Here is a 12,517-nt window from a genome sequence, read left to right on the forward strand (position 1 = left end):
CCACGCGTTGTCATCGAGGTCCGTCACAACGCCGTTCATCTCTACGCGATCGATCAGCCCAACATCCTCCAGCTTGTAGCTCACTAACCGGTACGGCCATCGACACCGACCGAGAACTCCTGGCCCTCCTTCACGGAGACAGTCGGTGCGACGGAATCCTCGGGAGCAGCGTCTGACACGATGCGCGCCGGCCGGAACTTCGACGAGTCCTTCGCGTCCGTGATGCCACCGCCCCAGAGCGCGAATGATCGCCCGCTCGCGTTGTCGGCATCGTTCACAGGTCAAAAGCCACCACAGCCGGTCACGATGCCGTGTTGAGCTGGGCGCCGCGAGTTTGGCGCACGTCTGCGGTCGGCTAACGAAGTCTGCCGTCACCTGGCCGCGCGGTTGGAGCGGGACCTGCTCGCCGTCGGTCGGGAAGTGGGGCGGGTGCCGCCGAAACTGATGGCCCAGGCTCGACCTCGGCGAGGGAGCGAGGCAAGTCCAACCCGATCGATGCGCTCGCTGCCGCACGGGCCGTGCTGCGTGGGCCGGTTCAGCCTGTCGCATAGCGCGACGAGTCGACCCGGAGTTGAATCTACTCGCCGACCGAGGACCGCGCGACGACGTCGCGCTAGTAGTCAGCACCAGTCGGGATAACGTGCCGAGCGCAGGTCACCGGAGGAGCGACCCGTCAGACGACGTTGCATCCAGGGCGCGACATGAGTCTGAAGGTAATGGACTTCATCTTTTAGTCGTCGCCGTACTGACCCGCGGGATGCCGGAGCCGGAACGGGCAGGCCAATCAGTTCTGCGAGCACGCTCGCCGCGACGCGGTCGTGGCCTTCGGCATTTAGATGCAGGCGGTCGTCGGACCAGAAGGCACGATGGCGCAGCACGACATCGTGCGACACGTCGACAAAACTGATCCCCAACCGTGCGGCGAGCGAGCGATACCCCTCGGAAAGTACATGTCCACGTGCACGAACGAGCCGACCGAGCGGGAGGTGAGCCGAGGGATCGGCCGGGCTCAGAAGCACCGGGCGAGCACCGGTGGACATGATCGAGGTCAGGGCCGACCGCATCTGCACCACCACGGAAGCCACGGTGAATGTCGGACGGAGCAGATCGTTCCCGCCTCCGCAGATTGTCACGAGCGTGGGTGCAGGACGCAGCGCGAGCGCGACAGGTACCTGAGCGAGCACGCCCGAAATCGTCCGCCCGCGAATCGCGAGGTTCGCGTAGGAGACGGAGGCGGACGACCATGCGCGAAGACCGTCCGCCACACGGTCGGCCCAGCCGAGAAGGCTGGGGTCCTGGCCATCACCGATGCCCTCGGTGAAGCTGTCGCCCACCGCGACGTATCTCACCGGTTCCTCGGGATACAGCAGGCCGGTCATCGCGTGCATGGGTCGTCTGCCACCCCCGCTCACGCCTCGAGGGCGTTGATCCGCTGACGAAGCTCCTCCACCTTGCCTGCGCCGAGCTGCGCCGACGCGAGTTGCAGCGCGGCGGACGCTGTGAGCGTCTTGGCGACAAGGTAAGTCGGCTGCTTCTTGAGGTCCGGAATAACGTCAAGGACGATGGCCTCGGCCTCGGGGTCAGTCAACAACTTGCCGAGCTTGACCTTGGCAAGGTCATAACGTGCGGACATGTGGTCTCCTTCGATCGATGCGCACTGGTCGGCGCGAGGCAATCCTATTGGATGATCAGCACAAACGTCCAGTTTTGTAGGACGGTCGCAACCTTCCAGGTGCGAGAAGTACTACGGAACGGCGGCGCTGTTGCCGCCGTTCCGCCTGCGTGCCGCGAAGAAGAATTAACGCGGCCGAAATCGTAACAGTACTACTGTGCAATTATTGGTCGCCACAGTCGGCCTTCTACCGCTCGATGAAGGGAAGACGTAGATGACGCGTCGCTTGATATCCGACCGGCCGCCACAGCGCGTGGCCGCCCCAAGTCTGTGCCGAATGCAGTTATCCAATGGTTCTGTCATGCACGAGGCCATGGCGACGCAAAGGTCCAGCCGATGAGCGTCGCGCCGGCATCAGCTCCGCCGGTGTCCGCGTACGATGAGCCGACGCAGAACGTCCGCCCAGGCTGGATCGCGGCGTTCGCCAGTGCGTGGCTCGGCCTGTGGATGGGGCAGCTCGTGCCCGTGCAGGTGCTGCTGCCGCTCCAAATCGCTCAGCAGCACGACGCCGATCACTGGCTGGCCTCGCTGGTGTACTTCGGGATCGTCACCGCTATCGCGGGGACGGCCACTGTCATCACCTACCCGATCGTCGGTGCGCTGAGCGATCGCACCGTCTCCCGTTTCGGGCGTCGTCGGCCGTGGATCCTCGTCGGGGTCATCATGATCGCCGGGGGCCTGGCGTTCCTGGGGATCCAGCATGAGGTCGTCGGCACCGTTGTGTTCTGGACGATCACGATGGTCGGGTTCTGTGTCTCCTCAGCGGCGCTGACAGCGGTGCTCGCCGATCAGGTGCCCGAGGATCAGCGCGGGCTGGTGTCGGGCTGGATCTCCGCCCCGAACGCCCTCGGCATCCTGATCGGCATGGTGCTCGTCACCGCCGTGTTCACCACGACGTTCTCGGGCTATCTCGCCCTCTCCGTCGCCGCGATTATCTGCGCCCTGCCGTTCCTGCTTCGGATGAAGGACATTCCGCTCACCCACGAGGAAGCGGCCGCGCTGCCGCCCGTCACGCTGCGCTTCCTCGCGAGCTCGCTATGGGTGAACCCGCGCCGGTACCCCGACTTCGGCTGGACGATCACCAGCCGGGTGTTGATCAACTTCGGCAATGCGATCGCGACGACGATGCTGTTGTACTTTTTCACATTCGACCTACGGCTGGCCGACCCCACGGGATTCCTCGTAACGACCACGCTCATCTACATGGCCGTGACGGTGGTGTCGTCGGTGCTGTTCGGTAAGTTGAGCGATCTGCTCAGCCGGCGCCGGGTGTTCGTTATGGGGGCGGGCATCGCGCAGGCGTTATCGGCCGTTCTGCTGGCATTTGCGCCGGCGACGAACACCGCGCTCGCCGGGGCCGTGCTCCTCGGCCTCGGGCAAGGGTGTTTCTTCGCGGTGGACCAGGCCCTCGCAACGCAGGTGCTGCCGTCTGCAGAGACGCGCGGCAAAGACATCGGCATCATGAATATCGCGCTCGCCGTGCCGCAGTCGTTCGGCCCGCTGCTCGGCGCCGGTGCCGTAGTGCTTTTCGGAGGGTTCACAGGCCTGTTTATCGCCAGCGGGGCCGCAGGCATCCTGGGTGCTCTGGTGATCATGAATGTGCGATCTGTGCGCTGAGCATGCCCGGGTTCGACCCCGAATAGGAAGGAGGCGCCGCGGGACCCTTGCCCGCGGTGCCTCCTTCGTGTGTTCGATCAGCCGAAAAGGAGGCGGATGATGCGACCGACCAAGCGGTCGACACGGCCGGAACGTCGCATCGACGTGAGCGTGAGCAGCGGGAAGCGCTGGCGCGTTATCGCCTTCGGATAGGTGAACTCGCGCAGACCGTCGTCACCGTGGATGCGTCCGAATCCTGAGTCACCCACGCCCCCGAAGGGGAGCCCGGGAACAGCGGCGAACGAGATCACGGAATTGATCGCAATCATCCCGCCCCGGATGCGCGAGGCCAGATCCCTGCCGTGCTTGCGCGAGAAGACCGAGCCCGACAGCCCGTACCGCACCGCGTTGGCACGCTCGACCGCCTCATCCATCGTGGCAACGCGATTGACAACCAGTGTGGGACCGAAAGTCTCCTCACGCACGGCATCGGAGAACTCAGGCACATCGCGCAGGAGCGTCGGCGGGAACACGACGCCACGCTCGGGCGCGCCGCCCAGGACGAGCGTACCGCCGGACGAGACCGCGTCCGCGATATGGTCTCGGATGATGGCCGTCTGCTTGGGCATCGTGATCGGCCCGAGCGTCGCCTTCTCATCGGTGCCAGCGCGGATCTCGCGCACGCGAGCCGTAGTCTTCTTCATGAACTGGTCGTAGACACGTTCGTGCACGTAGACGCGCTCGATGCCGATACAGGTCTGCCCGGCATTCGAGTATGCTCCCCAAACCGCAGCTTCTGCTGCAGCATCGAGATCGGCGTCCTCATCGACAAGCAGCGCATCCTTGCCGCCCGCTTCGATGACAACGGGGGTGAGCGATTCCGCGCACGCGGCCATGACCACCTTGCCGGTCGCGGTCGATCCCGTGAAGGCGATCTTGCCCACGCCGGCTCGGCACAGGGCGGATCCGGTGGCACCGAAGCCCGTTACCAGCTGGAACACCGACGGATCGCCTCCTACCTCGGCGAACGAGCGGGCGAGCCACTGCCCGACCGCGGGAGTGTACTCGCTTGGCTTAAACACCACCGTGTTCCCGGCCGCAAGCGCATACGTGATCGACCCGAGCGGCGTGAACACCGGGTAGTTCCAAGGACCGATGACACCGACCACGCCAAACGGAACGCGTTCCACCGAGGACTCCTGATTGAGCATCAGAATCCCGGACGGCACGCGGCGCCGTCCGAGCACGCGCTCGGCGTTCTTCGCCGCCCAGCCGATGTGGTCGAGCGCCAGGAGGATCTCTAGCTGCGCATCGCCCAGTGGCTTTCCAGTCTCCGCGCGCATGACACCAGCGAGCTCCGCGGCGTGACGAGCGACGTAGCGACGCCAGGCCACCAGGATCGATCGCCGCCCGGGGAAGCCCAGGGTGCGCCACTCCGGTGCGGCCGTGCGAGCGCGCTCGACGACTTTTTGGACATCCTCACTGTCATGGATCGGGAAGGTGCCGACCACCCGGCCATCCAGGGGACTCAACGAGTCGAAGGTGGGCTCGGTCACAGCGATACCCATCACTCGGCCTGTCGCTTCGTGCCGTACCCGCTGGTCACAACGGCCATGATGACGTCCGCTTGCTGCTCGGGGGTCAACTCCGCCGGGGTGCCGATCGGTCGAGCACGCAGGTAGATATCGCACGCCCACTCGAGCAACAAAGTGTTGGCCACGGCGTCCGCGAGGGTACTTCCCGTGGTAACCGCGCCATGGTGAGCCAGGATCACCGCGTTGGCCTCGGAGAGCGCAGCCGCCGCGTCCTCGGCGAGCTTCGCCGATCCGAACACCGAGAACGGGACCACCGCGACTTCACCACCGAACGTCAGCTGCTGATAGTGGACACACGGGAGACGATCCGACACCAGCGAGACGGCAACGCTTCCCGGAGCGTGCGTGTGGACAACCGAGCCCACCGCATCATCCTGGTAAGCGGCGGCATGCAGGCCGAGCTCCGAGCTCGGCACGAGTGCGCCGATGACGACCTCGCCGCTGTCGTCTACGATCACGACGTCATCTGCCGTCGCCTCGGCGAACACGACGCCGGTTGCGGTGATGGCGATGCCCCCGTCGACGCGGACGCTGACGTTGCCGGCGGTTCCTTTGACGAGGCCGGACGCGGCAAGGCCGCGGCAGGAGGCAACGATCTGCTCGCGCACCTCGTCATATGACCCGGTCATCGCTGCGTCTCGTTCAGGAGGGCAGTGATCGACTCTTCCGTGTAGTCGCCGTGGTCAGTTCCCACGCCGGCGACGACCTGCGCGGCCGTAGCCGAACCGAAGCGCGCGGCCTCCTGCGAGTTCCGGCCACGCAACTTGGCGAGGATAAACCCGGCAGAGAACGCATCTCCGCCACCGCTGGTGTCGACAACCTCGGCCTTGAAAATCGGCACCTCGATCACGGCACCATCCTCGAACACGACGATGTCGTCGCCGCCATTCGTGATGGCGACGCAACGAGCGCCCGCAGCACCCAGCGCGCGCGCCGCGACGTGCAGCGTGGCCGATTCGGTCCATCCGATGGCCTGCTCGGCATTTGGCAGCACGTAGTCGGTGTATGGCAGCAGTGGCAGGATCAGCGGGGCGAACGCCGGATCACCACCAACGAGGAAATCGAGCGAGGTTGTCGCCCCGTGCTCCCTGGCGCGCTGCAAGATCTCGGTCACATTCTCGGGGCCGAGCAGTTCGGGAGCGCCGATGTGAACGTGGTCAGAAGCTTCGACCGCGTCCCACGGCACCTCGTCGGCCGCAAACGCGTTCGCACCGACAACGTGTAGCGCAGGGCGCGAGCCATCACTGCGGATCGGTAACACGGAAGCAGAGGTCGGCAGCTCCGTCTCCCGCAGATGCGTGACGTCCACGCCTTCGGCGGCGAGCAGTTGCTTGAGCAGCGGTCCAGCCGTGTCGTTGCCGACCGCACCCACGGACTGAATATGCGCGCCCAGCTTCGCCAGCACCACAGCTGTGCCTCCGGCGGACCCGGCTGGAGAGATCTTGATCTCCTCCACCAAGAGGGAGCCCTGCCCTTCGGGGATGCTGTCGACGGGATGGACGATTGTGTCCAACACGTGTGCACCGAGCGTCAGGATACGGGGTCGTGCGTCTACCATCATTGGCCTCCGTGGGATATGAGAGATGTCGTGTGTGCTGAAAGTGGTTCGGGCGGACAAAGAAAGGGGGGTAGAAGGTGCCACCGTGCAGGAGTCACCCCGTCAATTGGGCCGCAATCAGGTCGAGAGTGGCACGGGACTCGGGGATGAAGGGCGCACCGACGAAGACGTGAAAGCCGCCGTTCACCTCGATAAATTCGATGTCGGCGCCAGCTTCGCGGGCCATTGCGGCGAACTTCCTGCTGTCCGGCAGGAAGATGTCCGAGGTGCCGATAACGAGTGTCGTAGGTGGCAGGAGCGACAGGTCGGCGTGGACTGGGCTTACGAGCGGCGAGGATGTTGCGCGGTCGCCGGCCCAGAGTTTGCCCGCGTAGCGTAAGCCGGGAACTGCCAGACTCGGGTCGCGCCGCGCGAAGGCACGGATGGCGGGATTAGCAAGCTCGACATCGAGCCAGGGGGAGAACAGCACTAGGTGCTGGAGCGCGGGACCTCCGATCTGCCGCAAATGGATCGCTGCGGCGGTCGCCAGGCCGCCTCCTGCGGAGTCACCCGCGAGCCAGAGGCGCGCCGGATCCGGGATGTCGGTGGCGAGCTTGGCGAGGAACCGCGCGATACGGGGGATCTCGGTGTCCGCAGTCCCGGCGGGTGCGAGGGCGTACTGCGGGACGTACACCGTCGCACCGGTGCGTGTGACGAGCGCGGCGATGAGGTCCCAATGCTCGGCGACCATCGGATTGATGTAGCCGCCCCCCGGGAGATATACAAGCGTGTTCCGGGTCGCGCCGCTTCGGGGCGCCATCCGGAAGACGGCGAGCCCGCCGTCGTCGATCCGTTCGATTTCGAACGCGCGCGCTACGCGGGCACGCGGCTGCGCCGGACCAGCCGCAACGTTTCGCAACCGGTCGATCTCGGCAAGACCCGGTGAAGACAGCGCTCGCTTCACCCCACGTGTACGCAGCACGATCCGGGCGATGCGCAGGAGGAGCGACTGGCGTCGCGGAAGCGAGGTCATGGACGCTATCCCGGGGACGGTGTTCGACGACGATTTCTGCAAGGAGGCGCGCTACTTCTTGCCATTCTCTGACCGCAGCGCCGCCTCGGTGACGAGGCGGACCACGGCGGGAAGGCCCCGCGCGATCCCGCGCCCGATGATCAGCGCATACAGACGCGAGAGGGGGCCATCGAGCTGTACGTTGTGCGTCACGACGAGCCCCTCGGCAGTGGCGCGCATGTCGTGCGGGAAGGTGAGCACGGCGCCGGGCAGGGTGACCCTGAAGTTCATTGCCGCGTTCTCATCGAGCACCGTGAAAACGATGCGCTGTCGGGGCGATCCGACGTTCTTCACCCACCCAGTGGTGCCCACCGTCGGAGGGTAAGCGAACTCCGCGGAGGCGAGAGCTGGGTCGTCCTCCGCCCAGGCGGAGGGTGTCGTCCAGCGTCGCCAGACTGCTTCGGGGCTTGCGGTGGTCAGCTGCGAGTATGAGGCGCGCCATGCCATGGGCGTGTCCTTTCGAGGTGGTCAGTGTGCGGTCAGTGCGAGAGTCGCGTGCGCATCGCGTGCCGAGCGTTCGCCGGAGCGAACGGCACCGTCGAGGAAGCCGGACCAGCGGTCCGAGGTCTCGGTGCCTGCCCAGCGGATGGGGCCGATCGGCTCAGTGAGGTAGCGCGCATACGGGAGGACGGTTCCTGGCCCCGGAGCGGCGGTCGGGCCGCCGCCGGTCCAGATCTCGGATCCCCAACGCTGGTCGATGTAGGCGATCGGGCGCAGCGCGGCAGGGCCAAACAGGTCGGCGAAAGACGCTAGCGCGCGTGCCCGCCGCTCGGGCTCATCGAGGTGATCCCATTCCTGCCCGAAGATGCCGCCGATGAAGCCGAGGAGCACGCCGCGGCTGGCATCCTCAGGGCTGGCGTCGAAGGTAATGAAGGCGGGCCCTCGATCGGACAGTCCCTGTCCGCTCAGACCGTTGCGGCGCCAGAACGGTTCCTCGTAGATGGCGTAGGCCTTGGACAGCACGCCCTGCGCCCAGCGCTGCGACAGTTGCTCATAGCGGGGCGGCAGGAGCGGAGTGAACTCGATACGTCGACGCAGCGCTGGCGGCACGGCGACGATGACCTGCCGGGCGCGGGTCTGCCCTTTGTCGGTTGTGACGATTGCGCCCGGCCCGGACCAGTCGATCTTGCGCACCGGAGTGCTGAGCGTGACAAGGTCGCCGAGCTCGGCGGCCACGCGTAGGGCAACCGCGTGGGTGCCCTCGACGAAGTGCTCTTCCTGTGCACCGCCCGCGGTGTCGAGCATGGAAGCCAACCCGCCGGCCTGGTGGATGTAGTGGGCCGCGTGGAGCATGGACAGTTCGGAGGGCTCGCAGCCCCACGTGGTTCGGCATGCCAGGGCGATCAGGTCACGGGCCGTGTGCGATGCGCGGTTCCGTTCGAGCCAACTGCCGAGGCTGAGGGAATCAAGCTCCGCGGCGCGCGGTGCTTCCCACGGGCGACCGAGCGGAATGGTCTCTGCGATCCGGTTGATCTGCAACTGGATGCGACCGACATCGAGGAGCGCGGCGCCCATCGGGGGGACGGTACCCGAATAGCGGCGCAGACTCTGGCGCCAGCGAATCACGTTGTCACCCGAGTCGTAGGTCGCGTAACGCCGGACGCCGACTTCGTCAGCCAACGCCATGATTCGGTCTTGGGTCCGGCCGACGAACGTGCCGCCGAGGTCAATGTGCACACCGCCGGCCTCCGCCGACAGGGCCCTACCGCCGACGCGGTCGTCGGCTTCGAAGAGACGAACCGTGTGCCCAAATTGTACGAGTCGTCGAGCGGCGGTCAGCCCGGCGAGTCCGGCACCGATGACGATGACATCGACGTCGGTCTCAATCACGGGCGACGATGTCGATTGGATCCGTTCCGACGTGGTCTGGCTCAATGTGGTCTCCTCTTTCGGGCGGTGGGTGGATCTCATGCCGGGTTATCGTGGCTGCATGAGCAACGACAGTCGGGCGACGAGAGAGCGTGGCAAGCAACGTAAGTCGCTCCTCCTGGAAGCGACGATCCGGGTGATGGCCGAGCGCGGGCTCGCAGGCGTGACGCATCGCGCGGTGGCCACCGAAGCAGGCGTGTCGGCCTCCTCTACGACCTACTTCTTTGACTCGCTCGACGACATGATCGGCGAAGCGGTCAGCGATGCGCTCGCAACTGAGATGGAGCGGCTCGCGGTCTTCCGCGAGCGCGTGCAGTCGCAGGACTACGACGGCCCCGCCGTGATCGACGAGTTCATCGAATACCTCCGAGGTAATCGGGATGCGAGCACCATCGCGCAGTTCGAGGCCTACTTGTTCGCTTCCCGGCGCCCTGAGCTTCAACCTCGTGTCGCGGAATTCGTCCGCATGACCCGCACGCTCGCACACGAAGTTCTCTCTGCGGCCGGACTGCATGACGAGCGTGCGGCGGAGGCCGCAGTGGCGATGATCGACGGATTCGCACTGCATCATCTTGCTGACCCCCATCCTGACCACTTCGAGATCGTCGCCCGAGCGCTCCGTGCGCTCCTGGCAGGCTTCGCGACTTTGCCGTTCACCGAGAGCCGCTCAGAACAAGTTACTACCGTGATTGGACATATGTCCAAGCAGACTGGTGACTAACGGGGCTCGTTACGAAAACGTAACGTGATTGCAATAGATCATCGCACATATGTGCTGGAAACTGATCCTCTAAGACCCGGGCTTCCGTCCGGGCGACATGGAGGAGAACATATGGTGAAGGCGACATTGCGCGATCACGGAACGCGGATCGCGGCCCGCACGATGAGCAGGGCGCCCCAGGCGATAGTGCGACGGTTGCAAGGGCAACCACATATCGTTGACGGCCAAGAGCTCGATCCGATGACGCACGTGGCGCTGCGAATGCTCAACGGCGGACCGGCCGCGACCTTCGAGAGGTTTCCCCTCGACAAGGCGCGCGAGTTCATCGAGGTCGACGCCTGGACGTTCTCCGGCCGCAGTCGCGGCCTGGTCCGCGAGCAGATCTCGATTCCCACCCGCGACGGGAGCATCCCCGCGCGCGTATACACGCCGCGCGGCGGTACCTTAACGACGCCTCCCGGTGTGCTCGTGTACTTCCACGGTGGTGGCTGGGTCGTTGGCTCACTCGACACCGCAGACTCGGTGTGCGCGACGATCGCGAAGACGACGGGCATGGTAGTCGTCTCCGTCGACTATCGCCTCGCCCCCGAGAACCCGTTCCCCTCCGGCGTCAACGACAGCGTTGATGCCTTCCGGTGGGTCCGCGACCACGCCTCGTCGTTCGGCACCGATGCCCGACACGTTGCCGTGGGTGGCGAGAGCGCCGGGGGCAACATCTCCGCTGTAGTCTCCCTTGACACTCGCGACGACCCCGAAGGCGGGCCGATGTTCCAACTCCTGTTCATGCCGGTTACAGACCTCAGCCAGAAATCGAACTCGTACCTGCTGTTCGGCGAGGGGTACTTCCTGACCGAGGCGCAGATGGACTGGTACACCGATCACTACCTGCGTGGAGCCGGCTCCGCGACGGATCCCCGTGTTTCCCCACTCCTGGCGGACGACCTCACCGGCGTCGCCCCAGCGTACGTTGTCGTCTCCGGGTTCGATCCGCTGCGCGACGAAGGCCTCGCCTACGCGGACAGGCTGCGGCAGGCGAATGTCCCTGTCGAGACGGTGGTGCACGCCGGTCAGATTCATGGTTTCGTCAACGCCTGTCTCGTCAGCGGTGCCGCGCACGACGCGGTGTTGCATGCCGCTCGCGCTGTACTTAAGGCGTTTCAAGGCGTAGCCGCGCAAGCCGCTGCCCGACCGTTGCCCCGTTTTATCCCCAGCACTGACGAAACGGTGACCGCGCTAGCGCCCCCGAAGTAGTCGTGAGGTTGGGTCGCGGCGTCACAAACAGCGAGCGACGCTCATTGAGAGCAAACGGCTCGACCTGTCCGTTGTCCGTCTCATCGAGGCAACAACCGTTATCGGATCATCCGCGGTCGGCGTACGTGCGCGAGTCCGTCACGGTGACGCACTCCAACCGCGGCCGTTACGGACAACGTCGACTTTGTAACAGCTATGCCGCGGTCTCTACCGAAACGATCCCGCGCTTCACCCGCGCCGTTGCCAACGGGTGTGTCCGATAAACGGTGGATCTGGTTTGGCGTTCATTAGTTGATTCGGCCTTCGAATGCGATCGCGAACGCGTTCAGCGCCGGCTTCCATCTCGTCGCCCAGCGTGCCCTGCCGCGCCCGGTCGGGTCAAGCGAGCGGGTTACGAGGTAGAGGCATTTCAGCGCGGCGGCGTCGTTCGGGAAGTGCCCGCGCGCCCGGACTGCTCTGCGGTACCGGGCGTTGAGTGACTCGATCGCGTTCGTGCTGCAGATGATCCGGCGGATTTCCACGTCCCAGTCCAGGAACGGCACGAACTCGGACCAGGCGTTCTGCCAGAGCTTGCTGATCGCCGGATACTGTTGACCCCATTTCGCGTCGAACTCCACGAATCGCTCACGAGCGGCCGCTTCGGTCGGCGCCGTGTAGACAGGACGCAGGTCCTTGCCCATCTCTTCCCAGTAGTGGCGGGACGCGAACCGGAACGTGTTGCGGATCAGATGGATGATGCAGGTCTGCACCGTCGCGAGCGGCCAGGCGGTGTTGATCGATTCCGGCAGACCCTTCAGCCCGTCACAGACGACGATGCACACGTCCTCGGCGCCACGGTTCTTGATCTCGGTGAGCACACCGAGCCAGAACTTCGCGCCCTCGCCGCCGTCGCCGGCCCAGATCCCGAGGATGTCGCGTTCCCCGTTCACAGTAACGCCCACGGCGATATAGAACGGCTTGTTCCGCACCTGCCCGTCTCGGACCTTCACCACCAGAGCATCGATGAACACCACCGGGTAGACGCGATCCAGCGGACGGTTCTGCCATTCGGTCATCTCCTCGATGACCTTGTCGGTGATCCTCGAGATCGTGTCCTTCGACACCGACGCCCCGTAGACATCGTCGAAGTGCGCCGCGACCTCGCCGGTCGTCAGCCCCCGCGCGGTCAACGACAGCACGATCTCATCGACGCCGGTCAGGCGCC

At 65.4% G+C, this 12,517-nt stretch carries 13 protein-coding genes; 3 read left to right on the forward strand and 10 right to left on the reverse strand.

Translation table 11 applies throughout. The annotated features are described in order from the left end of the window. Nucleotides 1–83: 83 nt before the first annotated feature. From ACTIAO_RS12105 to ACTIAO_RS12115, 3 genes are all read right to left on the reverse strand, one after another. Nucleotides 84–278, reverse strand: a complete 195-nt coding sequence (locus ACTIAO_RS12105; protein ID WP_441883004.1) for a hypothetical protein — start codon at nt 276–278, stop codon at nt 84–86. Between the two features lie 342 nt (nt 279–620). Beyond that, nucleotides 621–1,379 carry an SGNH/GDSL hydrolase family protein gene (locus ACTIAO_RS12110; protein ID WP_441906480.1) on the reverse strand — a complete coding sequence of 253 codons (759 nt, stop codon included), beginning with the start codon at nt 1,377–1,379 and terminating at the stop codon, nt 621–623. Between the two features lie 29 nt (nt 1,380–1,408). Continuing rightward, nucleotides 1,409–1,633, reverse strand: a complete 225-nt coding sequence (locus ACTIAO_RS12115; RefSeq protein WP_441883007.1) for a hypothetical protein — start codon at nt 1,631–1,633, stop codon at nt 1,409–1,411. Nucleotides 1,634–2,038: 405 nt separating this feature from the next. Between ACTIAO_RS12115 and ACTIAO_RS12120 the strand changes: the two genes are divergently transcribed. Then, on the forward strand, nt 2,039–3,289 hold the full coding sequence (locus ACTIAO_RS12120; RefSeq protein ID WP_441883009.1) for an MFS transporter: 1,251 nt from the start codon (nt 2,039–2,041) through the stop codon (nt 3,287–3,289). A gap of 77 nt (nt 3,290–3,366) precedes the next feature. Here ACTIAO_RS12120 and ACTIAO_RS12125 read toward each other — a convergent pair whose 3' ends face one another. The 6 genes from ACTIAO_RS12125 to ACTIAO_RS12150 all read right to left on the reverse strand — a co-directional run bounded on the left by ACTIAO_RS12125 (nt 3,367) and on the right by ACTIAO_RS12150 (nt 9,347). Continuing rightward, nucleotides 3,367–4,824: an aldehyde dehydrogenase family protein gene (locus ACTIAO_RS12125; RefSeq protein ID WP_441883011.1), complete on the reverse strand. Its 1,458-nt coding sequence runs from the start codon at nt 4,822–4,824 to the stop codon at nt 3,367–3,369. Between the two features lie 11 nt (nt 4,825–4,835). Further along, complete coding sequence (locus tag ACTIAO_RS12130; protein WP_441906481.1) at nt 4,836–5,492, reverse strand: class II aldolase/adducin family protein; 657 nt, start codon at nt 5,490–5,492, stop codon at nt 4,836–4,838. Further along, nucleotides 5,489–6,379 carry a carbohydrate kinase family protein gene (locus ACTIAO_RS12135; RefSeq protein WP_441906482.1) on the reverse strand — a complete coding sequence of 297 codons (891 nt, stop codon included), beginning with the start codon at nt 6,377–6,379 and terminating at the stop codon, nt 5,489–5,491. Before ACTIAO_RS12135 ends, ACTIAO_RS12130 begins: the two co-directional genes overlap by 4 nt. Nucleotides 6,380–6,515: 136 nt before the next feature. Then, nucleotides 6,516–7,433 (reverse strand): alpha/beta hydrolase fold domain-containing protein, encoded by a 918-nt coding sequence (locus ACTIAO_RS12140; RefSeq protein WP_441883016.1) that lies wholly within the window; start codon nt 7,431–7,433, stop codon nt 6,516–6,518. Between the two features lie 51 nt (nt 7,434–7,484). Next, nucleotides 7,485–7,919, reverse strand: a complete 435-nt coding sequence (locus tag ACTIAO_RS12145; protein ID WP_441883018.1) for a hypothetical protein — start codon at nt 7,917–7,919, stop codon at nt 7,485–7,487. A gap of 21 nt (nt 7,920–7,940) precedes the next feature. Further along, nucleotides 7,941–9,347, reverse strand: coding sequence for a flavin monoamine oxidase family protein (locus ACTIAO_RS12150; protein WP_441906483.1), 1,407 nt, complete (start codon nt 9,345–9,347; stop codon nt 7,941–7,943). A 55-nt stretch (nt 9,348–9,402) separates the two neighbouring features. Between ACTIAO_RS12150 and ACTIAO_RS12155 the strand changes: the two genes are divergently transcribed. Next, nucleotides 9,403–10,062, forward strand: coding sequence for a TetR/AcrR family transcriptional regulator (locus ACTIAO_RS12155; RefSeq protein WP_441883022.1), 660 nt, complete (start codon nt 9,403–9,405; stop codon nt 10,060–10,062). Between the two features lie 111 nt (nt 10,063–10,173). Then, nucleotides 10,174–11,313, forward strand: coding sequence for an alpha/beta hydrolase (locus ACTIAO_RS12160; RefSeq protein WP_441883024.1), 1,140 nt, complete (start codon nt 10,174–10,176; stop codon nt 11,311–11,313). Between the two features lie 287 nt (nt 11,314–11,600). Here ACTIAO_RS12160 and ACTIAO_RS12165 read toward each other — a convergent pair. After that, a partial coding sequence (locus ACTIAO_RS12165; RefSeq protein ID WP_441906484.1) for an IS256 family transposase occupies nt 11,601–12,517 on the reverse strand: 917 nt, incomplete at its 5' end.

The sequence above is a fragment of the Microbacterium sp. genome (assembly GCF_052099035.1).
Classification (GTDB): domain Bacteria; phylum Actinomycetota; class Actinomycetes; order Actinomycetales; family Microbacteriaceae; genus Microbacterium.